Below are 24,887 nucleotides of genomic sequence, written 5' to 3'. Positions count from 1 at the left end.
CAATTTGCCCTATATTGGAATTGTCAACATTAAAGAGGAGCTATGAATATTAATTTTGTCGTTTTTGCGAGAAGCCCGAAGGGAGAGAGGGAGCTTGATCGGAGATTCAGTTCATCGGTAGCGTTGGCGGCACATGGTAGCGATGTTGAAATGGATAGCATCGCACAGTTTCGGGAAGGTCGTTCCCGACTATTTTGCACCCAGCCATCTACGCCCGTTTGGTCCGTAGAATCTGTGGTTCAGGAACAAGACACCGTTGTTTCGTTTTCAATGCCTCCAGCGCCAATGCGTGAAGAGCTTCCGTATGGCGGCTGGCCAGCATATGTAAAACAGAATTTAGTGCACTCGTTTCGTCCCCAGGAATTTGCGCCGAATTATTTCGGAGCACGAATTTCTCCAGAAGGAGTCGATGCTTGGACCGACCATATGGGGATGGGTAGATGCTACATCGTCGAAACTGAGGATTATGTTGCCGTTTCTAACCACATTGGATCACTGACTAAGTTCCTTAACCTGCCTCCAGAAGTCGATGAAGATGCGCTTGCCAAATTCGTTGCTTTCGGTTGGTATCCGGAAGAATCTTCGCCCATTCGGGGCGTCCGGCGTGTTCCTGGTGCTAGTCACATTCGGGTTAACTCGAATGGCGTGAAAACTGAGTCCAAGTATCTTAGTCTGGAAGATATTTACGTATCTGACGGTGAGCCTGCCGACATCGGCCATGCCGCGTCCGAGATGATGAATTTGAACGCGAACCTTAGTAGGATGTCTGAAGTGCCGCCCACTGTCTTTCTTAGCGGCGGGCGCGATTCTCGCATGACCTGTGGGACATGGATTGGCGGGGGTGGGCGGGCCAGCGTGATTACCTACGGGGACCTGCCTAGGGAGGCGGAGGTCGCAAGTGAGCTGATCGATATTTACCGCGCGGGCTTTCCAAGTAGTTCGGAACACGTTACACATGATATCCGTGAACGATCAGCTTCGCGTGTGACAATGTCTTTGGATGAGCGGATCCGATCGGCATTCCTGATGTGGGACGGCGATGCGGGGCCGGTAAAACTTCGCGGGAACGTACGCCCGCTAAAAGGTCGGCGCTACTCTGTTAGTGGTATTGGCGGCGAGATAGCTCATGGATACTTTTACAATCGCCCCGGCGCGGTAGAGCGCATCGAGAAAATGGACTCCTCGATGCAGCGAATCGAAGACGCCTTCGGTCGACCAAAGTACTTTACGCCGGACGTCCGCAGGTCTCTAGACGGGTTCTTCGAACAGAAAGATGTCAAGTACCGCAGCATGGGACTTTCCAAGTTCGCCATGCTCGATTACTTTTTCTTAGAGGAGAAGATGCGCAGGATGTCACCGCAGAGTCTCAGTACTTCGAGCCCCGTACCGCTATGCACTATCGGCTACCAGCAAATGGCGTTTCGACTGACCATTGAGCAACAGGTTGCCCACGCTGCACCTATAGGGATTGCTGAAACATCTGTTCCCGGTTGGGGGAGCGTTCCTGCGTATAAGCCGACAAGAGAAGAAACCAGTTCGGTAGCTAAGACTAGCGTCCGGACGTGGCAAACCGATGCTGAGCAGTTCTTTTCGTACTTCGATCGTCCTCACGAGTGGGTCGATTATATTCGCGAAGATACCATTAATGAAGCGCGCCGCCGTATTGATTCTGGCGAAATGACTGAGATGTTTGAGTCGTGGCTACTGCGCGCTATATGGGTTGATGAGACCTATGCTCATATTAGGCGTCTCAGGCGAGATTGGTGGGAATTAGAAGAGGGATTTTAAGCGGAAGTAGTGGATCGAGAGTATCGTCGTAGCAGCGTCGACTCTGGCACGTGGGTTGCTCGCGGTGCTGCGAATGATCGGTATAGTTTCTGATCAGTGCGTGACGTCGCGTTGAAGATCCGCATAGACCTCGGCGACCAAGCCAGCAATGTGCCGCCAGTCGCGGTGCCCGACCACCCATTCGCGAGCGCTTCGCCCGAGGGCCAGCAACTGCTCCGGTTCGTCGAGGAGGAATGCCAGCTGGGCGGTCAACGACTCGGCGTCGCCCTTGCGATGGAGTAGGCCATTTATGCCGGGCTTTATGAATTCTTCGAGAGCGGTGACATCCGAGGCGACCACGGCCTTACCCATGGCCATCGCCTCGAAGGGCTTGAGCGGCGACACCATCTCGGTGACAGGGAGCGGGAGTCGAGGGAACGGAGTGATGTCGATGAGCGAGTAGTACCGTTCCACGTCCCCGTGCGGCACCCGGCCGGTGAACGTCACCACGTGGTCGAGTTCGAGCTCGCGAACCAGTCCCTGCAACTCCGAGAGTCCTGCGCCGTCCCCGACGATCAGAACATGGAAGTCCTCGCGCCCTCGATTCAGCGATCCCACCGCGGCCAGCAGCACGTCGAGGCCCTCGTAGTCCACGATCGACCCGACATACCCGATGACGGTCTTCTCAGACAGCCCGAGCTGGGCCGCAAGAGCGGCGTCCCGGGGAGCCGGTGTGAAGCGTGAGGTGTCCACGCCGTTGGGGACGACATGGATCTTCTCCCTGTCGACGCCACGAACGATCAGCTCGTCCCGCAGGGCAGCGGTCAGGGCGATCACCCGCGTCGCGCCGCGTGCAGCGTCTGCTTCCATGCGTGAGAGGAAGCGGAACTCCTCGCTGTCTGCCCATTCGGGAGCACGGGACGCTCGGGTCACTTCCCACAGTCCTCGCACCTCGTACACCGCCGGGAGGCCCAGACGGTTCGCAGCCGTCACAGCGGCCAGGCCATTGACGTGATTCGAGGCGGCGTGGAGGATCGCGGGCCGTTCGATCGCCACCAGGTCTTTGATGGCCGCTGAGTACCGCTCGGTGTAGTCGTAGAGAGGGTTCTTCTTCTCGACCTCGCGACCGGCGAGGAGTCGCCGGTAGACGACGTCGTCGATAGACTCGACGACGGGGACGTCGGGGATCTCCGCATTGGCCGGAAGGTCGTAAGGGTAGCCCAGACGGGTGACGCCGTCGACGTCCCACCCGAGTTCGCCGAGGGCCGCGAGGAGTCCGTGGCTGCGCGTCGCGTAGCCCGCGGAGTTGAAGGGAAGCGAATTGTGCAGGAAGTAAAGGACGCGACTGGCGCGCCGGTCGACGGCCGGGCTCGTACGTTTCGTCGGTAGAGGGAATCCTTTGCGGGCCAGCTGAGCATTGCTGAACTCGCTTTTCCTGCACGTCTCGAGCATGCCGTGGGCCCAGTCATCCTGTGGTGCGAAACGCAGATATGCCTGGAGGTAGGCGATGGCGGACTCTAGGTCGCCATCCCCGCGCGCGCGACGGATCGCCCTGCGAAGCGCATTGAACGGCACTGCGCGCTCATCCGCCGTGTTGAGGAGCGCGAGAGCTGTCGAGGTGAGCCCGCGACCCAGTACGGCGGTCAGATGCGCTCGGATGACGTCGTTCTCCCCGAGAGCGCGGCAGCCGGGGACATCGGAAGCGGAGGTGAATCGCTCTTCCTCGTACGCGCGGTCGATCTGCACGATCGTCTGGTCGACCGGGTTCCCGTGGGCCCCGATCCCGGAGAGGACATCGTCCAGCCGGTGAGGGATCGCGAAGTCGAGCGCGCCCCGCCGTGACTCGGGGTGGGAATCGATGTCTGCCCGGAGTCGGTCCATCGCCCACGCCGTGCGAGCGCGCGGGATGTCGAGCTCGCGGACCAGCTCGAAGTACAGCTCCAGCGCGTCGATCAACGCACCGTTCCGGGCAAGCGCCAGCGCGAGCACCTCCTCGGCGGCGGAACCTCGGGACCTCGAGATGAGGAACCTCGCGTGGTCCAGCATGGCCGTCGGCTCGAAGCTCTGAGCGACGAACTCGCGATGGCGCGCCAGCGCCTCCTCGTAGCGGGCGGGATCGGCCGCGAGTGCAGCTGGATCGTCCGTGTCCGTGGAGTCCGCCAGGACCAGGCGCTGCTCGTCGCTCCGGCGAGGGTCGCCTGCGGACGCCTCTCGACCGCGAGGAACGGGCGCGTCCGGGGCCTGTGGTGGCCGATGGCCAGCTCGGCGGAGCAGGGCGCCGAGCCGCTGGATCACCGCCAGAGCCCCTTGGTGTCGATGATGATCTTCTCCTGGAGCAGCTCGCGGTCGATCTCCTTGAACGGATCGTGATCGACCATCAGCAGCACGATGTCTGCGCGCTCGATGGCGGAACCCAGCTCGGCGAGCTCGACGTTGTCACGCTCTGCGAGCTCTTTGGGCAGCTCATCGACGTTCGGCTCGACGACTAGGACCGTGCCGTCGGTGAGCTTCTCGGCGAGGGAGCCGGCGATGTTGCGGCTGGGGGACTCGCGCAGGTCGTCGATGTTGGCCTTGAAAGCGATGCCCAGGGCCGCGACGGTCGGGTCCTTGAAACGATCCGCGCGCTTGAGCACGTTCTCGACGACGAGCTCGGGCTTGGAGTCGTTGACCTCGCGGGCGGTGCGGATCAGGTTGGAGTGCTCGCGCTCAGCGGATACGATGAACCACGGATCCACCGCGATGCAGTGGCCGCCGACGCCCGGGCCGGGCTGGAGGATGTTCACGCGCGGGTGGTGGTTCGCGAGCTCGATGAGCTCCCACACGTCGATGCCCTGGCGATCGGCGATGATCGACAGCTCGTTGGCGAACGCGATGTTCACGTCGCGGAAGGCGTTCTCGGTGAGCTTGGCCATCTCGGCGGTCTTCGCGTCGGTGAGCAGCAGGTCGCCGCGGCAGAAGCTCCCGTAGAGATCGCGGTTCAGCTCCGCGGCCTCGGGAGTGGTACCGCCGATGATCCGGTCGTTCTCGACCATCTCGATCATGATGCGGCCGGGGAGCACGCGCTCGGGTGCATGGGAGAAGTACAGCGAATTCGGGAGGTTCGGCTCCTCCGTGAATTCGGGGCGCGCCTCGAGGATGACCTTCGCCATGTGCTCGGTGGCGCCGGGGGGAGCCGTCGACTCCAGGACGATCAGCTCGCCACCGGAGAGCTTGGGGGCGATGCCCTTCGCCGCCGCCTCGATAAAGGAGAGGTCGGCGTCGTGGTCGCCCTTGAACGGGGTGGGGACCGAGACGATGTAGGAGTCGGCCTCCGGGGTCTCCAGCTGAGCGCTCAGCTTGCCCTGAGCCACCACGCCGGCCAGCACGGACTCGAGTCCCTCCTCGACGAATGGGACCTGCCCGGCGTTGATCGCATCCACGCTCGACTGCTTGACGTCGACGCCGATCACGGTCTTGCCGGCCTGGGCGAGTACGGCGGCCGTCGGTAGACCGATGTAGCCGAGGCCGATGACTCCGACCGTGTCGAGGGGGACATTAGGGCTCATCAAACGCTCCTGGAGGATCGCGGAGGGGAAAGGGTGGGGGCGATTCAGGGTAACTTCCGCGACGACATCTCGTAGTGATGCTCTCGCTAGTTGTCGCCGGAACAACAGGGAGTGTGTGTCCCGCCTCACGATGGTGCGCCACTTCTGCGCAGAATCCACCTCGATGGCCGTCCATCAGGCGCAGGCTAATCGCCGCCGTCCGAAGGAGGTGCGGTATCCGGCGGATCTAGGTGAAGAACGGTGACGGCTCCGGGCGTGCTGGTGACGGTGAGCGGTACCGCACTGCCCAGGCGAGCTCCCGCGAACTCGCCCGAGACCTCCGCCGGAGCGGCGAGCAGACTCTCCTGCCCGTCGAGCTCGTCACCGGAGAGGCGACTCCCCTCGGTGAGTTCCCACAGGTCGGGTACATCGGCAGGGAGTCCGCTCGGTGCGCTGATCTCCACCGGCGCCGCATCCGCTGTCGCGGGCTCGCGCATGTCCACGATCATCAATGCCAGTGAGCCATCCCCGGCGAGCACACCGTGGACCATCACCATCCCGTCCCCGCTGACTGCCGGGGAGAAGACCTGCCCGTCCGGCAACTGGCCGAGCAGCATGAGCGCGAGGTAACTGGTGCGGCCCTGGACGATCAGGCCGGGATCCGCGAGATCTCCGCTCGCACAGAGGGGGCTCATCGGGGCACCGCCCTGGCAGGCCTGCAGCGTGGAGTGGAACGCCATGCGCTCCACGCCCAGCTCGGCCGCGGTCATCGCGTAGTCGATCGTCCACAGCGCCTGGGCGTGAGTGCGAGAGGTGTCATTCGTGCCGGGGCAGGAGGTCGGCCCGGTCTCCTCGATCCATAGCGGCAGGTCGTGCTCGGCGGCGACGTCGGCGCCCATACCGATGATGTGATGGGCTTGTTCACGCAGTGCCGGAGACGTCAGGTCCTCCACCGTCGGGTTCGCGATCGAGGAGGGCGGGCCCCCGCAGTCCCACAGCGGATACCAGTGCATCGACAGGGCCCGCTGATCAGGGATGCCCGACTCCGCAAAAGCGCGCCACCAGGTCGCGTCATAGGCGCCCGGCCCGGCGACCGGGAGGCCAGGTGCCTTCTCCTGGAGGGCCTGCGAGTACTCGCGCAGGGAGTCCTGATAGGCGTCCGGGCTCCAGGACTCGTCGCGCACGGCGAGCTGCGGCTGGTTCGGATGGAAGAAGCCGTTGGGCTCGTTGCCGATTGCGACCGCCAGCAGCCGGTCGCCGAACGCCTTCTGGGCGTGGGCGGCCATGTCTGCGGCGCGGGCGGGGTCGTCGTGTCCCAGGTCCAGGGCGATCGTGACCTCGGCGTCGACGTCATCGGCGACCGCGGCCACGCGCTCCAGATCGTCCGGGGTGACAGTCGCTTCCGCCCAGTCGGGTGCCGGTTCCCCGCTCGAGGTCCACCACATGCGGCGATCCACTCCGTTGCCGCCGAACCGCAGCACCGGTCGGTCCAGCTCCTGCAGGGTCAGGGTCAGGTTGGAGCGGTCGGCGTCCCACATCGGGTTCGCCAGCTCGATCGCATCGAAGCTCAATCCCACGCTGCCGCCGGTCGTGACCGCGTCCGGTTCCAGGGAGAGGGAGACGGTGATGGTCTCTCCTTCGGCCTGGTCGAGCGGTGTGAGCTCGAGCTTGCCGGGGTCCGGGTTATAGCCGGGCAGCGTGGTGGACTCCCACGGCGGGGGAGGAGGCGGGGTGGTCGGTGAAGCAGATGCGCCAGGATCGGCGACCGGATCGGACTCGGTCAGCAGCGGGCGCAGGGCGAAGGTGCCGGTGATGACCAGGGCGACCGCGATGAGGGCGGCGCCGAGCAGCATCCAGTGCTGTCTCGTCACGGTGACTCCGTTCCGGTGGTGTCGTCGGCGGGCACCGCTCAGATCATCACGTGGCCGTCATTGCGGCCGAACCATGCGACGTCGGCCGTTGACAGCAGCTCCCGGTCGTCCACCGACCAGGCATGGCCACCGTGATCGCCGTGGCGCATCTGGGTGAAGTTGAACCGGTCCGCCGAGTAGATCCGCCCCTCGCTCTGCGCCACGGACTCCAGGAACGCGGAATCCTCCCCGCGGTTCCGGTCCTCGAAGGGATGCGACCGGAACACGTCCCGTCCGGCGGTGAGGGTCGGGCCCATCACCCGGTCGGTGAAGCGGTGCTCCATCCAGGGGAAGCGCAGCAGCGTGGCGTCGGTGCCGGCGAGGTACATGTAATGGGCGTGCTTGCCGACCACATCGGCGCCGGAGAACTCTCGGGCGCGCAGCAGATCGTGCAGGTAGAACTCGCCATAGAGGTCGTCGTCGTCCATCTTGGCGCACACCTCGCCATCGGCCCGGTCGACGGCTGCGTTCAGGCAGGTGCCGAGGCTCCAGCTGCTCGGTGCCTCGAGGACCACCACGTTCTCGACACCGAGCTCACGGGCGCGCTCCGCCGTCGCCGTCGGGGATTCGAAGCCGTGGGTGATCAGCAGCAGCTGCCGCTCCACGCCTGCCTGCCGTGCGACCTGATCCACGAGGTGGTCCAGCTGACCAGGGCGATTGGTCGCGGCCATGATGCTCACCGCCGGCAACCCGGCCCCGCCCGCCAGGCCGGAGGAGCCGGCCTTCTCGCCGAGATCGACGGCATCCAGCACCTGCCGGGCGCGATGGGTGTAGGTGTGCTCGTGCCAGATCCGGCGCTGGGCCAGGTGCACGGTGCGGTCCCGCAGCTCCGGGGAGCGGACGAGCGCCCGCACCAGGTGCGCCGCGTCCTCGCGGGAGGCGGCCTGCGGGACCTCCTCGGCCGTGAAGAACTGCTCGATCGCGGGGGAGGGGGCCGAGACCACGGGTGTGCCGGAGGCGGTGATCTCGAAGATCCTCCGTGCGCACATCGACGGGCTCGTCACCACGGAGTTCACGTTGAGGAACACCTTGTACGCCTTATAGGCGGTGAGCATCCGATCGTAGGAGAGCGAACCCACCACGCGATCGGCCAGCTCACCGGGGAACTGGTAGCGCTCGTCATCGCCGAGGAACCTCGAGAAGATCTCCAGGCCCGTCTCCATGCGGCCCGAGGCGTCGAGCGCTCCACCCAGCAGCATGTCCATCTGCTCGCGCCGCTCCGGGAACTTGTGCGCGAAGTACATGCCCGCGAAGGCGACGTCCCGAACCTGGTGACCGTGCTGGGGCCGGATCGGATTGTGCACCGCGGACTGCGCCGCGAACGGCAGCACCGCGATGCGGTCGTGGCCGAGCTCCTCGCGGTAACGGGGCAGCAGTGTGACGTCGGTGGTGAAGACCTGATCGAACAGCTTCGCGGTGTCCAGGAAGTCCTCGAAGTGCGGGGGATCCTCCTTGTTCCAGAACGCGGTGGGGATCCCGTGCTCCCGGCAATGCGCGACCAGTTCCCGCAGCGGCGCGCTGGGTGCCTTGGAGCCGGTGAGCTGGTACTGCCAGGCATCCTTGTTCCCGTGCCAGGCGGACTCCACCAGCAGCAGATCCACCGGCTCCTCAGCCAGCTGCTCACGCCAGGATCCCGGCGTGACAGCGACGGTCTCGAACTCGTAGGACCAGGCGAGCATCGAGAAGTCATCCAGGATCACCGCGACTCTCAGACCAAGAAGGTGAGGAAGGCGATCCGGCTGCTTCGCCGGGGGAAGGAGAGCTGGCCCTCGCCGTTGAAGGAGCCGATCCCGTCCCGGACGCCGTAATGCACGGTGCGACGCCTCCGCCGCCAGGTGCGCAGCTGCGAGATGCCGCCGGTGCGCAGATGCCACAGGCCCGTGCGCAGGGTCTGGAGCGGGGACGACGAGGACTGCGCGGGCATCGGCACCTCCAAAATTGGGACAGGACCGGGCCATCCTATGAGCCTCTACCTGCTCATCGACGACATGTGCTCTGCGTTGCGTTCCCCACCACACTCACCGCAGGTGGACGTTCTTCACGGGGGCGCTGAGTATTGTGTCCGCAGTCGCTCGCCTCACCGCCCCATTCGGGGCCCACCGGCGGGCGCGGCCCAGAACCCTCCGGAGGAGAATCGTGACCGAGCAGCCCGCAGATCCCGCGCCGACGGTGCGCGCGACCGTCTACGGCAGCTGCGTCGCGCGGGATACCATGGACCTCGCCGGCTCCGCACGCGTCGACGTCGTCGCGTACATTGCCCGGCAATCCCTGCTCTCCGCAGGCCATGACGCCTCCGAGCTGTTCCCCGCCGATGTCGAGATCGACTCCGAGTTCCAACGCCGCATGATGACCGGCGACTTCGCCGGCAACCTCGAGGAGCGCCTGGCGGAGGCGGCTCCCGAGACCGACGTGCTCCTCTGGGACCTCGCCGATGAACGCCACGGGGTGCATCTGTTCGAGGACGGCAGCGTCGTCACCCGCAGCATCGACATCGTGCGCACCCCCGAGGTGCTCTCCGTCATCGACGAAGCCCGCCACATCCCGTTCGGGACGGACGAGCACTTCGCGCTGTGGGCTCCCCAGGCCGAGCGGCTGCGCGACCTGCTCACGACGCTCGGGCTGTTCACCAAGACCGTGGTGCTGCGCGTGCCGTGGGCGCTGGTCACCTCCGAGGGCAAGTCCACCCCCTGGAGCATGGGCACCTCCGCCCGGGAGGCGAACGCCGCCTACCACCGCTACTACGAGCTGCTCGACGAGCTCGGCTTCCGCATCCTGGAGCTGCAGCCGCTGGGGGTGCTCGCCGATCCCGAGCATCGCTGGGGCCTGGCGCCGTTCCACTACACGCAGGACGTGTACGAGGAGATCGTCGAGCGGGTGCTGGCTCAGCTGCAGCGCCCTGCCGGCGGCGACGGCGAGTAAGCCCCGCACTCCGCCACCTCGCGGCGACGCTGCGGGCTCGTACCCCGTGAACACTTCCTTTGCAGCCCTGCTTCGCCGCGATCCCGGCGCGAGCCGAGGGAACGGCCGGCCACAGCGGGCTGTCCTGTGCACTGGCCCTCGGCCGCCGCCGCGGACGTGTTCGAGCATGGACGGCAGGCCGCCAAGAAAACGACAAATTGCGCTTCCCCACGATATCCGGGCAATTAAGACGGGTTGATTCCTGCCCGTGCGCTGGGAGTTTTCTCTGATTAGCATGGGAACAGGGGACGCATCACATCGAAGGGAAAAGGGGAGCACCCGCATGAACACGACCACCACCACTCCGACCACCAAGAGTCGCAAGGTCCGCGCGATCCTCGCAGGCGGGCTCGTGCTGGGCGTCGGTGCCGCCGTCACGCTCGCTGCCTGGACCGACGAGGAATGGGCCACCGGCACGTTCGGGGCCGGCTCCTTCAACATTCAGGGCAGCACCACCGGTGACGAGGGTGACTTCACCGACCACGCATCCGAGGGCGGGGCTGCGACCCTCGCTTTCGAGCTGCCTGCCGCAGAGAATCTCAGCCCCGGCGATACCGTCGCCGCACCCTTCGTGCTGCGCACCGACGCCGAGACCACCTACGGCGCGACCGTCGAGCTGACGAATGCGGTCGGGGCGGGCGCCAACGCGGAGTTCCTCAGCTACGAGATCACCGAGGTCGGTGCTGTTGGGGACTGCGTCGAGGGAGCCACCGGCACCCAGATCGTCCCGGCTGGCACCGCCCTGAGCGATATCACCGGAGCCACCGGCTTCACCCTTGAGGCCGGAGCTGATGCCGCTGCAGGTGCGCCGGTGGTGCTCTGCTTCGAGGTGACGGCGGCGGAGGGCCTTGTTCAGGGTGGGGCCGGCACTGCCACCTGGGAGTTCACGGCCACCTCCGCCGAGTGATCCGCTGGCACTCGGCCGCGCAGGACCGAGCGCCGAACAGCGTCTCGACACCGAGGCGCCGGCGCTGGAAGCAGATCCGTGCTCTGCTCGCCGGCGGGCTGGTCTTCGGGTTCGGCGCATCGGCGACCATGGCGGCCTGGACCGATACCGAGGCGGGTACCGGAGAGTTCCAGGCTGGCGCGTTCTTACTGGAGGCGAACATCAACGGCAGCTGGGCTTCCACGGGGCAGATGACTTTCACTACCGGAGCCATGTACCCGGGCGCGATCACCTATGCCCCGGTGCGTCTGCGCACGACGCCGGATACCACCGTCGCGGGCAACCTCACGCTCACCGGCACCGGCCGCACCACCGGCAGCGGCGTGATCGCCGATTCTCTGGAGTACCGCACGGTGGTCCGACCGGCTGCGGGCGGCACCCCGCCCACCTGTGATGCAGGTGCGTTCACCGCTTCGGCGACCTACGCCTTCGGCAGCTCCTCCAGCTGGCAGCCGATGGCCAAAGGCGTGACCTCACCGAGCACCCAGCACCTGGAGCCGGCGCAGAGCAGCACCCTGCAGTACTGCTTCGCGGTGCGTTTGCGCACCAATGCTCCCAACACGGCACAGGGCACCCGGGCCGGATACACCTGGACCTGGGACGCCACCTCCGTCACCCCCGGATGAGAACCATGGGCACAGCAGCGAGAATCCCGCGCCGCGGCAGGACTCTGGCCGCGCTGGGCGATCACCTGCTGAGCGTCCTGGCGCTCGCCGGCACGGCCTGCATCCTGCTGGTGCTCATGGGCTGGGCCTTCAACATCTCGATCATCATGTTCCGCACCGGCTCCATGAGCCCCACCATCACCGCCGGATCCATCGCTCTCGTGCGTGAAGTCCCCGCGACGGAAATGGCGGAGGGGGACGTGGTCACCGTCGACCGAGGCGAGGGCATCCTGCCGGTGACCCACCGCGTCGTGGAGATCACCGATACCGATGACGCCTCCGGCTCGATCACCTTCGAGATGCGGGGCGATGCGAACGATGTCAACGACCCTGAGCCCTACACGGCCACCGAGGTGCGCCGGGTGATGTTCTCCGTGCCCGGCGCCGCCCGCGTCATCCAGTGGTTCGGAAACCCGTATGTCCTCGGCGCTCTCACCCTCGGCGCCACCACCCTGGTGATCTGGGCCTTCTGGCCACGCGACCCCGAGGAAGACCAGCACGGAGGCGATGACTCCGGCCGCGATCACCCCGAGATCGAGGGCTCCGGAGACTCGGATGCGGTGTCCGGTACCGACGCGCCACCCCGGGGAGGCCCGGCTCTCCGCGTCCTTGCCCTCCCTCTCATCGTCGCCGTGATGCTCATGGCCCCCGGCACCGGCCACGCGGAGACGACGCTCATCGCCGGCGAGCATCTGCGCCTCCAGACTGTCGGCGATCCCGCACAGATGCAGAACCTCGCCCCCGGTCAGCCCGTGATCTGGGACGTCGGCGTCTGGGCGGAGGCGCCGGTGCCCGGGGAGATCCGACTGGGGATCACCGGCCGCGGTGAGCTGGCGAGCCTGGAAGACGGCCTCCTGGTCTCTGTGCAGGGGTGCTCTGAACGGTGGACCGGGGACCGTTGCCCCTCCGGCGCCGTCGAACTCTTGGCCGCAGAGGGTCTGGACCGCATCGCCGAGGCAGGCGACACCCTTCACCTCACCACGATGCCCAGTGACGAAGTGCGCTGGCTCCGTGTCGAGGCGGTCCTCGCCGAGACGCAGGGCAGCGCGACCAGCGGTGCCGAGGGCGACGTGCTCATCCACGCCGCCGGCGCCGGGGAAGAGATCACTTCGGGGGACGACCCGCCAGGCGGTGATAGCCCGGGCAACGAGCCACCAGGCGGTGAGACGCCGGGGGAGGAGCCATCGGTCAGTGGGGACGCGCCGGAGGGGGGCGGGCTCGCCCGCACGGGTGTCTCCGGCGCCTTGCCTCTGCTGGCCACAGGGCTGCTGGCCGTGGCGCTCGGCATCGCGCTACGGCGTCCGCGGAGTGAAGGAGCGTGCCGATGAGCGCCTGGTCTCGCGCCTTGCGCACACGTGTGGCGATGGTGTGCATCGCTGCCTTGATGCTCACGGCCGCATTCGCGAGCGGAACGGATTCCGAGGCGATGTGGACGGATGGCAAGGCTGGGAGCGGCACCTTCACCGCGCTGCAGCTCGGTGGTGTGCAGAACTTCGTCTGCACGGCCGGTGTGTGGTCCGCAGCGACCGTGAACTGGGCGCGGCCCACGGGAACCCCAGGCGGCGTGGTGAGCTACCAGGTCACGGTGCGGAGAGCGGGAAAGACCGAGACCACCACCCAGGCGGCGACGACCTTCACCTACCGCAGGCCGGCATTGAACTTCGATGACGTGACGCTCACGGTCCAGCCCGTGATCGAGCAGTGGACCGGCCCCACCCGAACGATGATCCTGGAGGCGGCGCCCCTGGTCGGCATGCGCTGCCCCTGAGCGTTGCCAGCGCTCGAACAGAGCGCCCGACAGCGACCTCGCCCGGAGCCTGCGTGAGGGTGCCGGGCGCAGGCAGGCCGCGAGCCGCACCGCGGGGAACCTCACCAGCAGTGATACGGCGGTGGAGCTGTCGCGCAGGCCATCGCGCAGCACAGCGACCGCGACGAGGTCCATCGCCCGCGCAGTACAGCTGCTTCAGGCAGCCCCGCCGGCGGGGCGATCACTCTGGCGCGGGTGGCGTCCCGCAGGGATGCGCAGTCACATCGCGGCCAGGCCTGGCATTCGCATCATGGACATCCTGGTCAGAACCGCGGCACTACTCTGAGGGGAAGAAGGCGACGCACGGCGAACGATGGGATCGACGCCAACTTGGCGTCTCTGACGATCCCGAGAGGCCACCATGTCTGATATTGCAGGGTTCGGGCCTGGTCGCGGGTGCTGTCCCGTCCGATGCGACCGCGCCGCAGAGGTGATCAGATGAGACGGCGCGGAATGTCCGCACAAAGCGAGGCATCGGCAAGGCGCTGGTGGATCCGTCTGCGTCTTGCGCTCGCCGCTGGCCTTCTTCTCGGCATCGGCGCCACCGGGACGCTCGCAGACTGGACCGATCAGGAGAAGGTGACGGCCACGTTCATCGCCGATGTGATCCCGGCCCCGACCTTGACACGGGCGTGCGAATTCAAGCCGGGCCTGCTCGGCCTCGGTGCCCGAGTGCGCATCTATTGGAGGCTGCCCTCGGGGTACGCGCTCAGTGACGTCGAGGTCCAGGCCTCCACGCGCGGTCTGGGGTCGGTGCTCGCCCCGTTGACCGGGTTCAGCCTCACCGGGAACACGGTGCGGCAGAGCGATGGAACCTATCGCACTGATGTGCCGGCGAATCTTCTGGGAGGGCTCCTCGGCCTCGGCGCGGAGCTGGAGCTTGCCCTCGTCGTCGCGCCCGACGATGTCGGGGGTTGGGTATCGAAATCCGCCTCAGTGGCGAGTAACGCCGGGCTCGTCGCCGGCATCGGCGGGAAGTGCCGCAATCTGACGTGAGCGCTCAGCTCCGATGAGCAGAGGGGAGCATCACGATGGTCGTCACGAGCCCGGCGAGGGCTGCAGCTCGACGCACTGCCGGCTGACGAGCGGGCGGGCGCAAGAAGTCGAGAGCCGGGTCGGCTCCGAGATCCGTCGGCATCCCATGGGAAGACGGACGGAATGTTCGATATGCGCAGATATGTCCGATTCGATAATGTCCTTCATGTCGCGCAAGAATGAGTGTGAAGGCTGCGCTGTTTGCCGGGTCTGACCCCAAATCTTCGGCGTCGACCATTGTGTGCGACCGGCTTGCACCTTGGGCTAATACACTGCCGGGAATCGCGCCTATCGCCCCTTCTGGCCGGGACTGCCCGAAGCCCAGTAGGGCGCTATGCAGTCCATGGTGGCCAGCTCCCCGGCGGAGCTCGACCTCTCGTGGCGGTCCCCATGGCGGGAACCCCGCAGCTCCGTGTATCGCTGCGGCCAGTCCCGATGGTGCCCGCATCGAGGCACGGGGCCCCGTGCGGCCACGCTCGCGACTCTGCCGGCCTGCGCGTCGTTCGGTGCGCAAACGCAGGTGCCATATGTCCAAAATTGTCGCTTCATACGTTTTGCGAATTACTTCCGAAGTGAGGTCGCTCCGCAAGTAGGAATGCAGAAGGTTGGCCAATACCAGAGTTTTGAGAGACCAGCAAGTTACTCATAAGTCATTTCGTTGTCGCCGAGACGAATTTGAGACCGATGGTAACTATCCGACAACGACCCGGCGGTCCAGCAGGAGTTTCATTCCTTTCTGAAGGGTTGACTGAAAGGGTGAAGAGGTCACTTCTGTGGCACACGTCCACCGTGTAGGCCTTCCTCCAGTGCGGCCGCACGCGGACTCTCCCCCACCCCCTCTTGACGATGGAGCGAATGTGGAACGTCTGCAGACACCACCGCCCTTGCTGAGTCGGCGTCGGTCACCCCTGGTAAAGGGTGTCATCGCGTCGGTCGCAACGGCGAGCCTTACCTTCCTAGGGTTACCCTCCGCGCTTGCGGCCGAGTCGGATCAGTCCGAAGCACTCGGGCAGGTCATCAGTACCGATGCGCTCGGGCTCGACGTCGCGGACGTCGGTACCAGCCGCGCCGGATTCCCCAGCGACGTCGGCCCCGACACGGGCTCACTCAACGCCGAGGCCCTGAACGGCCTGGTGTCCCTCGACCTCGGCGGGGGAGTCTCACTCCCGCTGATCAGTGAAACTGACTCCGGGGGCCTCCTGGAGATCGGTCAGGTCGGCGCCGTCACCGGTTTCGCTGAAGCTGGCCAGCCCTCGACCGCGACCGCTGCAGCAGGCGCGGTCGGCCAAGACGGGGCGATTGCCATCGACCCGACCAACGGTGGTGACTACGGCAGTGCCACCGTCGATTTGACCACCCTGTTCGACCAGGCGGGCCTGACGCCGGTCACCAGCGGTGTTATCGATGATCTTCAGCTCGAGGTGGGTGCTGCTGCATCCCGCGCCGACATCGAGGGCGCGGAGGTCTCTACTGACTACGTCATCGTCGATGGGAATCTGGTCGTCAAATCGCCTCTCGTCAGCGACCTCTCTGCGGCGCTGGACGAGACCGTGACCGGAGTCGGCGTCGCGGCCAAGGGGATCGGGGGTCCTGATGGTGTGCTCGGCGAAGCCTTCGCGGGGTTGCCGGAGATCAACGTCCTCCTCGGGTCGATCTCTTTCGATGGCACGGAAGTCAATGTCGACGGTTTGGATACGGCCCTTGAGGGTCTGAGCGCGAGCCTGCTCGAGGGGCCTATCGCGAATGAGAACGGGGTCACCCTGGATCTCTCGACCGGCGAGGTCATCATCAACCTCGATCAGGTCGTCGCCTGCAACGAGCCCGGCAGTGACCTGAGCAGTCTGGCCCCGAACACGCAGGTGCTCTCCGCCGAATTCCTCGAGTGCGTGACTGCGGCCGACGGCCTCGTCGCGGATGCTGTGGACGACGTGCTCGAGACCGTCACCACCGGCGTCACCGAGGCGATCAACAGCGCTGATGTCACCGCAGTTGTGGCGGCAAAGGTGAAACTCCTGGGTGCGGTCGCCGTTCCGGCGGAGGTGCGAGTCTCCGGCACGCTGGGTCAGTTCCTCGGGACCACGGATGGCGACCCGGTAGTGGCGATCAGTCTCCTGAATCCGGACGGCGCGCTCAATCAGCTGCTCAACTCATTGCTCAGCCCAGTCACATCGGCAGTGGTCGGTGCACTGCAGACTGTCGGCGACGGCGCGATCGACGGCCTGACCAGGCCGGTGGCAGACATCTTCGGAGCTGCTGTCGATCCTGTCATCACCTCGCTCGCTCCCACCCTCCAGACTGTGACGAGCTCGGTCATTTCGCTGACGATCAATGAACAGGCGACGACGAACTCGGGACTCACCGTGGATGGAAGTCCTGCAGCTGACGTCTCGAATGGGAGTGAGGGTCTGCTGGACTCCGAGTCCGTCACCGGCTCCTTCACCGTTAGCGCACTCACGCTCGGCGTTCTGCCTGGGATTCTCACGGAAGGCGACGCCATCAACGTGAGCCTCGCATCCTCGACCGTGCGAGCCGCTGTGCTTGCCCCGGTGATCGAGGTCGACCCGGGAACGGTGATTGATGGCGGGACGACTTCGGTAACGGGGTCGGGCTATCCGGCGCTGACCGATATCGTGGTGCAGCTTCAGGACGCCGCCGGAGACCCGGTAGGCGACCCGGTGACCGTGGCGACAGACGGTGATGGGGCCTTCACCACGGATCTGACCGTGCCGGCGGAGACGCCTGCGGGTGATTTCCAGGTCGTCGGCACTGCTACGACACCGGCGGCAGAATCGAACAGCGCGCCGCTGGCAGTCGTCAATGAGGCGGCCACGCTCTCGGCCGCTCCGGCGAGCGTCAACGACGGAGGTACAACCACTGTCACGGGCGCTGACTACCCGGCTGCAACAGACGTTGTGATCCAGCTTCAGGACCCCGAGGGCACCCCGGTCGGTGAGCCGATGACGGTGACCACGGACGAGACTGGTGCCTTCACTGCCGAGCTGACCGTGCCAGTCGGAACCCCGGCAGGAGACTTCCAGGTGGTGGGAACCGCAGTCACTGATGAGTCGGCGACGGCTCCTCTCGCCGTCACGAACGACGGAACAGCGGATAACACGGCGGACAACACTGACGTGAACACGGCCGAGAACACCGACGTGAACACGGCCGACAACGCGGCAGAGAACACCGGTGACAACACCGAGGTCAATACCGACGTGAACACGGCCGAGAACACCGAGGTCAACACTGAGGTGAACGCGGCGGACAACACCGGCGACAACACCGAGGTCAATACCGACGTGAACACGGCCGACAACGCGGCAGACAACACCGAGGTCAACACTGAGGTGAACGCGGCGGACAACACCGACGTGAACACCGACGTGAACACGGCCGACAACGCGGCAGAGAACACCGGCGACAACACCGAGGTCAATACCGACGTGAACACGGCCGAGAACACCGAGGTGAACACCGGTGACAACACTGAGGTGAACGCGGCGGACAACACCGGCGTGAACACCGACGTGAACACGGCCGACAACGCGGCAGAGAACACCGGCGACAACACCGAGGTCAATACCGACGTGAACACGGCCGAGAACACCGAGGTGAACACCGGTGACAACACCGAGGTCAACACTGAGGTGAACGCGGCGGACAACACCGACGTGAACACCGACGTGAACACGGCCGACAACGCGGCAGACAACACCGAGGTCAACACTGAGGTGAACGCGGCGGACAACACCGACGTGAACACCGACGTGAACACGGCCGACAACGCGGCAGAGAACACCGGCGACAACACCGAGGTCAATACCGACGTGAACACGGCCGAGAACACCGAGGTGAACACCAGTGACAACACCGAGGTCAACACTGAGGTGAACGCGGCGGACAACACCGGCGTGAACACCGACGTGAACACGGCCGACAACGCGGCAGAGAACACCGGCGACAACACCGAGGTCAATACCGACGTGAACACGGCCGAGAACACCGAGGTGAACACCAGTGACAACACCGAGGTCAACACTGAGGTGAACGCGGCGGACAACACCGGCGTGAACACCGACGTGAACACGGCCGACAACGCGGCAGAGAACACCGGCGACAACACCGAGGTGAACTCCGAGGTCAACACGGCAGACAACACCGACGTGAACTCGACTGAGAACACGGCGGATAACACCGGTGACAACACCGCCGACAACACCGCCGGGGCGGAGATCCACCTGACTCCGGCTCGCGCGGTGCAGGGCGTGGATGACGTCCTGGTTCTCGGTACGGGCTACACCGCAGACGGGACCGCGGAGGCGTACTTGAAGGCCGTTGACGGCGGTGTGCTTGCCGCTGACGGGCCGTTCGAGCGGGGTCTGGTGTCGACCTTCGCGGCCATCGCCGTGCCCGGAGAGTCCATTGGCACTGTCGACGTGGATGCGAACGGGGAGATCACCTTCCGCGTGAATTCCTCGGAGCTCGACCTCGGTGACTACGTCGTGACGGTCATCGACGATGAGGACCCCACGCTCGGGGACTCGGAGTCGTTCACTGTCGTGACGGACAGCGCGGCCGATAACACGGCCGACAACACCGGTGAGAACACTGCAGTGAACACGGCGGACAACGTCGATGACAACGCTGCGGAGAACACGGCCGACAACACTGAGGTGAACACTGCCGACAACACGGCGGCGAACACCGAGGTCAACACGACAGACAACGTCGCTGACAACTCCGAGGTCAACACCGCGGAGAACACTGCCGACAACGCTGACGTGAACACCGAGGTCAACACGGCCGACAACACCGCTGACAACGCCGTCGAGGATCCGACCGTCTCGGTCGACCCGGCGACGGTTGAGGACGGCGCGACCACCACGGTGACCGGCGAGGGGTACCCCGCCGACTCCGAGGTGACCGTGCAGCTGGTGGACCCGGCGGGCAACCCCGTCGGCGATCCGGTCATCGTCACCACCGACGCCGACGGTGCCTTCACCGCTGACGTCACGGTTCCCGGAGGCTCTGCCGCCGGTGACTACACCGTTGAGGCCGCTGCCGAGACCGGAGAGACCGCTACCGCGGACCTCGCCGTGACCAACGGCGCCGACGGCAACGGTGACAACGGTGCGGACAACGCCTCCGACAACGCGGGCGACAACACCTCCGATAACGGTGCGGTCAACCCCGGTGGCAACACCGGCGGGGGCTCCACCGGTGGGAACGGCTCGGCCGGCAACGGCTCGGGTGGCTCCAGCAACGGTGGCTCCAGCAACTCAGGCCCCGGTGCGGGCAATCTTGCCCATACCGGTGCTGCCGGCACCGCCGCGATGGTGGGGCTCGCTGCCCTGCTGCTCATCGGCGGCGCTGCAGGAGTGCTGCATTCCCGTCGCTCCCGTTCCTGAGTGACGCGGGATTTTCGCTGATGGCCGTCGGGCCGGCACCTCGGTGCCCAGCCCGGCGGCCATCGGCCTTGCCCGACTTCTTACCCTGACCCCGACGCCTGCTCTCCCCGCACAGCCCTGCAGATCGGACCCCACCCCCATGGCTTCGCCCCGAATCCGCCGCCTGCCCGCCGTGGTACTGGCCACCGTCGGACTCCTCGCCGCTGGACACATCGGCGCGACCCTCGCCTACACCGGCCCCGACACGCCTGTGCGCGCTGCGCTGCAGCCCGCGCTGAACCGGTACTTCCTCGGCCCGCTCGACCAGGGTTGGAACCTCTTCGCCCCAGGCCCGTACTCACAGGACGAGTTCATGCTCGTGCGCGCCTGCATCAGCGACTTCGACGCCTGCGCCGGGGGAGCCGACGCCGGCGCCGAGTTCACGGAGTGGCGCAACATCACCGCCGAGGAGCAGGAAGCGCTCGACTACAACATCTTCGCCAACCGCGAGACGCGGCAGTCGAAGGTGGTCCACGGCCGCCTCTGGCCCGTCGCCAACCGCCTCACCGATGAGCAGCAGGCGATGGCCGAGGCCAACCACATCGACGGCGACCCGGTGTTCGGCGTGGACCTCTACTCCACAGAGGCCGAACAGGCCTTCTCCCCGGGCCAGCTGAACAACCTCCGCACCTACCAGCGGCTCGAGGACACGGCAGTGGGCCTCGCGACCCTCTACCTGCAGCAGGAGCACGGGGACGCCGTGACCCTGGTCGAGGTGCGGATGCTGCGCGAGCCCGTCCCCGCGTTCAAGCAGCGGCACGACCCACCTGAGGAACCTGCCCAGCACTGGACCACCATCGGCTGGCGCCCTGCGATGGAGTTCGATGACGACGTGAAGCGGGCCTGGTCATGAACACATCCACCCCCATCCGCAGCTGGATGCGAGGTCAGCGGGATCTGCCCGGGCGCCTCCTGGACCGCGTCGTCACCTGGTTCATCGCGGACCGCCACTCCGACTACGGCATAGCCGTCATGCGCATCGCCACAGGAGCGTTCCTGCTGGGCTGGCTGGTGCTGAACCTGCCGGTCGCCTCCCGCATCTGGGGGCCCGGCTCGCAGTACTGGCAGCCCTACCGCGAGATCCTCGGCTACGACGCTCCCTTCAACGCTCTGCAGCACGCCGGCCCCGGGCTGTTCTGGCTGTGGTACCTGGTGACCATCGTGCTGGTGGTCGCGTTCCTGCTCGGATGGCGCACCCGGCTCGTCACGCCCCTGCTGTTCATCGCGTACACCACGCTGAACGGACAGAACACGCCGATCTCCGACGGCGGCAACTACTTCATCCGGATCATGCTCATCTACCTGATCCTGATGGACGTCTCGCGCCGCTGGTCGCTCGATGCCCGGCGTCGCGCCCGCACCGAGAGTTCCGAGACCCAGACCGGCTCCGTGCTGCACAACATCGGCCTCTGCCTGGTGGTTGCGCAGATCTGCACCGTGTACTTGGAGGCCGGGCTCTACAAGGTCCAGGGCAGCCTCTGGCAGAGCGGGACGGCCGTCTACTATCCGCTCCAGTCCGTGGCCTACGGCGCCTTCCCGCCGGTGGCGGACGTTCTGACCTATTGGGCGCTGCCCGTGGTGATCGCGACCTACATGACAGTGCTCGCCCAGATCGCCTTCCCCTTCCTGCTGTTCCACCGGATCACCCGGCGTATCGCCCTGGTCATCCTGCTGGGCATGCACCTCAGCATCGCCGTGCTGATGGGGCTGCCGTTCTTCTCCGGGATCATGGCCTCGGCCGATGCCGTTCTCGTCTCCGGCGCGACTTGGGTCGCCATCGTGACCTGGTTCCGCACCGCGCTCACCGAGGGCCGTCTCACCCGCGGCGTCGTCGAACGGTTCCGCGTGATGCGGTCTGGAACGGGCGGTACCGACCGGTCGCAGTCTGTCGAGCCTGTGGAGGCGACGACGGAAGATTCCGAGGCGCATGTGAACGTCTGAGCGGCCCCGGCCACGACGCAGTCAGCGGATCCCACCATCGAGGCCGGCCGATGACCGCGTCGGGCAGCAGGCCCGACACAGGCTGTTCAGCTGGCTGGGCTACGCGCCTGTGCGTTCCTCCGCGTCCTCACCCATCTCCTCGATGTACGCCTCGAAGATCTCCGAGCGCAGCGCCTCGGTGCGCTCCTTGAGCGCCTTGCGGTCCTTGCGGGTCGCGCCGGGGGCCTTCAGCAGCTGGGCCGCGCGCTCGCAGGAATCCAGCCGCTTCGCCCACTCCTGCGCGCGTCGGGTCTCCCCGGCGTCGTCGGCGGAGCCTTCCAGGTAGTCCACCTGCTCGCGCAGGATCGCGACGGTGGCGAGCACCCCGTCGGGCTTGCTCGTGGTGGTGCGCTGCAGCTTCGCGGCCTGCTCCTTGACGCTCTCCCACACCTCCGGGTGCGCGGAGATCCAGCGGGCGCCGGCCGCCAGCAGCGGGATCGCCCATTTCGCGGCGTTCATCGCGGTGGAGGCTCGGCCTGAGCCCGGGACCAGCTTCTTTCCGGCCATGCTGGGTGCTCCTTCGGGTCGCTGGAAGCGTGCTCGGGGCGGCATGCGTGCCGTGTCGGAACGATATCGGACCATTGGCCTGCGCCGTGCCGGCAGCAGGTGCCGCTCACACTGTCAGCGGCTCGATCTCCTCCCACATGGGCTCGGCCATCTGCCGGCTGAACGTCGTGGTGAGATGGTGGGTGTCGCGGAACACCACGGTGTTGCCGATGACGATCGGGCAGGTCTGCGCATTGCAGAAGAACCGGGTGAGGTCCACCCGCTCCACCTCGTCCCCGGCCTCCTCGATGGCCTGGTCCTCGGCCTCGACGAGGTCCTCCTCGAAGGCCTCCTCTCGCGGCACGGCACAGGCCTGCGCCTCCTCGAGGTGCGTCGAGAGGCATTCATCGGGGTTGAGGTGCTGGGTGGGGACATCCTTCATCACCGCCACCCGCGGGCCGTCGATCTGCGCGAGGGTCGCGGCGAGCCCCTCCCGCCACTGCGCGGGCGTGGAGGTGCCCGGTTCATCCTGGAGTCGGCCCGGGCTGTCGTACATCGCCAGCAGCACCAGGTCGGGCTGCTCCTCGTCGATGCGTTCCAGCACCCCGTCCCGCCACTGCTCGCAGGAGGTGTACTCCTTCGCGAGGTACTGCTGGTCGGTCTCCAGCGGGAGGCAGGAGCTCTTGCTGTTGCTGTCCAGGCGGATCCGGCCCTCCTCCGCGAGCTCCTCCAGCGCCGGGAACCAGCTGGCGGCGTGGGAATCCCCGACCAGGAACACCAGCGGCGCCTCGGGGTCGTCCCCCACCCGGCAGCCGGCGGGATCGGCGTCGTGGGTCGAGTTGTGGCAGCCGGTGTCGTAGACGGCCGCGTTGTCCTCGGCCACGGCGTCGAGCGAGGGAGCGATATTGGCGGGCACGAAGCTGGTGCCGGCGGGATCGGGGGTCGCCGTGGCCGGCGCTGCGGTGCGGTCGCTGGACAGCGGCTGCTGCGCGCTGACGGCGGCCACCCCGCCGGAGGCGAGCACCACCACGAGCGAGGCGCCCGCCGCGACCAGTCCGGTGAGCCCTTGCCGTCGCTGCCGCAGCATCCGCCAGCCGATCACGGGGCGCTCCACGCACCGGTACAGCAGCCATGCCAGCGGCACCGCCACCGCGCCGAGCGCCAGGCTCTGCTCCAGCGGCAGGGGAGCGTCGGAGAAGGTCGCGGCCTGCGGGATCACCTGCAGCGGCCAGTGCACCAGGTACAGCGAGTAGGAGATCGCGCCCAGGAACTGCAGCGGCGCCACCGCCAGCAGACGCGTGGCATTGAGGGGTCCGGGCGCGGCGCCGCCGATGATCAGCGCCGCGGCCGCGAGCACCGGCAGTGCCGCGCTCCACCCGGGGAACACCGTGTTCCCGTCGAAGGTGAGGGCCACCGCCGCCAGCCCTGCCAGGCCCGCCCAGGCCAGCAGCCCGGTCAGCGGTGCACGCAGCCACCGCGCCCCGGAGCGCAGCAGGAACGCGACCAGCCCGCCCGCGCCCAGCTCCCAGGCCCGGGTGGGCAGGGAGAAGAAGGCCCACGGCTGGGAGATGTCCATCAGCAGCACGCAGGCGAGGAACGAGGACGCGGTGACCACGGCGATCAGCACCATCACCCGTCGCTCGCGGCGCCGGCGCAGCCAGAACCCCACCGCCAGCAGCGCGGGCCAGAACAGGTAGAACTGCTCCTCGATGCCGAGGGACCAGAAGTGCTGGAACACCGACGGGGTGGTCTCGGCGAGGTAGTCGGTGTCCTGGAGGGCGAAGAAGTAGTTCGGCACGTACAGCGCGGTGGCGATCGCGCCGTCCACCACGCTGCGCATCAGCAGCGGGGACATCCAGATCCAGGCCGCGACCAGCGTGAGCACCGCGACCAGCAGCGCCGCCGGCAGGATGCGGCGGGCTCGCTTGGCGTAGAAGCTGGCGAAGCTGATCCGTCCGTCCCGCTCGAGGGTCTCCAGCAGGTGGGTGGTGATGAGGAAGCCGGAGATCACGAAGAACACGTCCACGCCCACGTACCCGCCGGACAGCGCCTGCACCCCGGAGTGGAACAGCACCACGAGCATCACCGCGATCGCCCGCAGCCCCTGGATGTCGGGGCGGAAGCCGGGCTTCGCGGCGGTGCCGGGGCGCGTCTCGCTCACGGTGGGGGCGGGCACGGGTCTCCTCGTCGGTCGGAACCCATGAGTATAACGAAAAGGTCACGGAGGGCGATGTCCCGTGCGGTGCGGGCACGCCGTCGGCCGCAGGAGTGCCCGGCGAGGGCGACTCCCGCGGTGGATCGGCCCGATGGTCCCGGTGGAGTGTCGGCAGGCCCCGATACTCTGACCACTGTTCGAAAACTG

Annotated in this window: 17 protein-coding genes; 10 read left to right on the top strand and 7 right to left on the bottom strand. The window is 66.5% G+C overall.

Going from position 1 to position 24,887, the window contains the following annotated elements; all coding sequences use genetic code 11:
• Positions 1-42 precede the first annotated feature (42 nt).
• On the top strand, positions 43-1,788 hold the full coding sequence (locus CFK39_RS16185) for an asparagine synthetase B family protein (RefSeq protein ID WP_157697090.1): 1,746 nt from the start codon (positions 43-45) through the stop codon (positions 1,786-1,788).
• A gap of 93 nt (positions 1,789-1,881) precedes the next feature.
• Here the strand turns inward: CFK39_RS16185 and CFK39_RS06450 are convergent, their stop codons facing one another.
• The 5 genes from CFK39_RS06450 to CFK39_RS16755 all read right to left on the bottom strand — a co-directional run bounded on the left by CFK39_RS06450 (position 1,882) and on the right by CFK39_RS16755 (position 9,125).
• Positions 1,882-3,813: a glycosyltransferase gene (locus CFK39_RS06450; RefSeq protein WP_157697089.1), complete on the bottom strand. Its 1,932-nt coding sequence runs from the start codon at positions 3,811-3,813 to the stop codon at positions 1,882-1,884.
• Between the two features lie 245 nt (positions 3,814-4,058).
• Positions 4,059-5,312: a UDP-N-acetyl-D-mannosamine dehydrogenase gene (wecC, locus tag CFK39_RS06445; RefSeq protein WP_089064773.1), complete on the bottom strand. Its 1,254-nt coding sequence runs from the start codon at positions 5,310-5,312 to the stop codon at positions 4,059-4,061.
• Positions 5,313-5,497: 185 nt separating this feature from the next.
• On the bottom strand, positions 5,498-7,162 hold the full coding sequence (locus CFK39_RS06440; RefSeq protein ID WP_245822954.1) for a hypothetical protein: 1,665 nt from the start codon (positions 7,160-7,162) through the stop codon (positions 5,498-5,500).
• Between the two features lie 38 nt (positions 7,163-7,200).
• On the bottom strand, positions 7,201-8,901 hold the full coding sequence (locus CFK39_RS06435) for a glycosyltransferase family protein (RefSeq protein WP_245822953.1): 1,701 nt from the start codon (positions 8,899-8,901) through the stop codon (positions 7,201-7,203).
• Between the two features lie 8 nt (positions 8,902-8,909).
• Complete coding sequence (locus CFK39_RS16755; protein WP_245822952.1) at positions 8,910-9,125, bottom strand: hypothetical protein; 216 nt, start codon at positions 9,123-9,125, stop codon at positions 8,910-8,912.
• Between the two features lie 212 nt (positions 9,126-9,337).
• On the opposite strand from CFK39_RS16755, the gene CFK39_RS06430 reads away from it, so the two are divergent.
• From CFK39_RS06430 to CFK39_RS06390, 9 genes are all read left to right on the top strand, one after another.
• Complete coding sequence (locus tag CFK39_RS06430) at positions 9,338-10,120, top strand: DUF6270 domain-containing protein (protein WP_089064771.1); 783 nt, start codon at positions 9,338-9,340, stop codon at positions 10,118-10,120.
• Positions 10,121-10,442: 322 nt separating this feature from the next.
• Positions 10,443-11,066 (top strand): SipW-dependent-type signal peptide-containing protein, encoded by a 624-nt coding sequence (locus CFK39_RS06425; RefSeq protein ID WP_089064770.1) that lies wholly within the window; start codon positions 10,443-10,445, stop codon positions 11,064-11,066.
• Positions 11,063-11,731: a SipW-dependent-type signal peptide-containing protein gene (locus tag CFK39_RS06420; protein WP_089064769.1), complete on the top strand. Its 669-nt coding sequence runs from the start codon at positions 11,063-11,065 to the stop codon at positions 11,729-11,731. The genes CFK39_RS06425 and CFK39_RS06420 overlap by 4 nt, the downstream gene beginning before the upstream one ends.
• A 5-nt stretch (positions 11,732-11,736) precedes the next feature.
• Positions 11,737-13,098, top strand: a complete 1,362-nt coding sequence (locus CFK39_RS16750) for a signal peptidase I (protein ID WP_089064768.1) — start codon at positions 11,737-11,739, stop codon at positions 13,096-13,098.
• Positions 13,095-13,538, top strand: coding sequence for a hypothetical protein (locus CFK39_RS06410; RefSeq protein ID WP_089064767.1), 444 nt, complete (start codon positions 13,095-13,097; stop codon positions 13,536-13,538). The genes CFK39_RS16750 and CFK39_RS06410 overlap by 4 nt, the downstream gene beginning before the upstream one ends.
• Positions 13,539-14,030: 492 nt before the next feature.
• Positions 14,031-14,573 (top strand): SipW-dependent-type signal peptide-containing protein, encoded by a 543-nt coding sequence (locus CFK39_RS06405; protein ID WP_157697088.1) that lies wholly within the window; start codon positions 14,031-14,033, stop codon positions 14,571-14,573.
• An 896-nt stretch (positions 14,574-15,469) separates the two neighbouring features.
• A complete protein-coding gene (locus CFK39_RS06400) occupies positions 15,470-20,020 on the top strand; it encodes a choice-of-anchor G family protein (protein WP_172805648.1) in 4,551 nt (1,516 codons plus the stop codon).
• Positions 20,021-20,159: 139 nt separating this feature from the next.
• Positions 20,160-20,912, top strand: coding sequence for a DUF5819 family protein (locus tag CFK39_RS06395; RefSeq protein WP_089064764.1), 753 nt, complete (start codon positions 20,160-20,162; stop codon positions 20,910-20,912).
• Complete coding sequence (locus tag CFK39_RS06390) at positions 20,909-22,000, top strand: HTTM domain-containing protein (RefSeq protein ID WP_089064763.1); 1,092 nt, start codon at positions 20,909-20,911, stop codon at positions 21,998-22,000. The genes CFK39_RS06395 and CFK39_RS06390 overlap by 4 nt, the downstream gene beginning before the upstream one ends.
• A 99-nt stretch (positions 22,001-22,099) precedes the next feature.
• Here CFK39_RS06390 and CFK39_RS06385 read toward each other — a convergent pair whose 3' ends face one another.
• On the bottom strand, positions 22,100-22,546 hold the full coding sequence (locus CFK39_RS06385) for a hypothetical protein (RefSeq protein ID WP_089064762.1): 447 nt from the start codon (positions 22,544-22,546) through the stop codon (positions 22,100-22,102).
• A gap of 106 nt (positions 22,547-22,652) precedes the next feature.
• Positions 22,653-24,701: an acyltransferase family protein gene (locus CFK39_RS06380; RefSeq protein ID WP_245822951.1), complete on the bottom strand. Its 2,049-nt coding sequence runs from the start codon at positions 24,699-24,701 to the stop codon at positions 22,653-22,655.
• Between the last annotated feature and the right edge of the window lie 186 nt (positions 24,702-24,887).

This window comes from Brachybacterium avium (assembly GCF_002216795.1).
Classification (GTDB): Bacteria; Actinomycetota; Actinomycetes; order Actinomycetales; family Dermabacteraceae; genus Brachybacterium; species Brachybacterium avium.
This window is presented reverse-complemented; position numbering and strand designations above follow the sequence as displayed.

What these genes read in the sequence shown, in the direction of transcription:
- CFK39_RS16185 (WP_157697090.1), top strand. Translation starts at nt 43, where the DNA reads ATGAATATTAATTTTGTCGTTTTTGCGAGAAGCCCGAAGGGAGAGAGG.
- CFK39_RS06450 (WP_157697089.1), bottom strand. Translation starts at nt 3,813, where the DNA reads ATGCTGGACCACGCGAGGTTCCTCATCTCGAGGTCCCGAGGTTCCGCC.
- wecC (WP_089064773.1), bottom strand. Translation starts at nt 5,312, where the DNA reads ATGAGCCCTAATGTCCCCCTCGACACGGTCGGAGTCATCGGCCTCGGC.
- CFK39_RS16755 (WP_245822952.1), bottom strand. Translation starts at nt 9,125, where the DNA reads ATGCCCGCGCAGTCCTCGTCGTCCCCGCTCCAGACCCTGCGCACGGGC.
- CFK39_RS06425 (WP_089064770.1), top strand. Translation starts at nt 10,443, where the DNA reads ATGAACACGACCACCACCACTCCGACCACCAAGAGTCGCAAGGTCCGC.
- CFK39_RS16750 (WP_089064768.1), top strand. Translation starts at nt 11,737, where the DNA reads ATGGGCACAGCAGCGAGAATCCCGCGCCGCGGCAGGACTCTGGCCGCG.
- CFK39_RS06410 (WP_089064767.1), top strand. Translation starts at nt 13,095, where the DNA reads ATGAGCGCCTGGTCTCGCGCCTTGCGCACACGTGTGGCGATGGTGTGC.
- CFK39_RS06405 (WP_157697088.1), top strand. Translation starts at nt 14,031, where the DNA reads ATGTCCGCACAAAGCGAGGCATCGGCAAGGCGCTGGTGGATCCGTCTG.
- CFK39_RS06395 (WP_089064764.1), top strand. Translation starts at nt 20,160, where the DNA reads ATGGCTTCGCCCCGAATCCGCCGCCTGCCCGCCGTGGTACTGGCCACC.
- CFK39_RS06390 (WP_089064763.1), top strand. Translation starts at nt 20,909, where the DNA reads ATGAACACATCCACCCCCATCCGCAGCTGGATGCGAGGTCAGCGGGAT.
- CFK39_RS06385 (WP_089064762.1), bottom strand. Translation starts at nt 22,546, where the DNA reads ATGGCCGGAAAGAAGCTGGTCCCGGGCTCAGGCCGAGCCTCCACCGCG.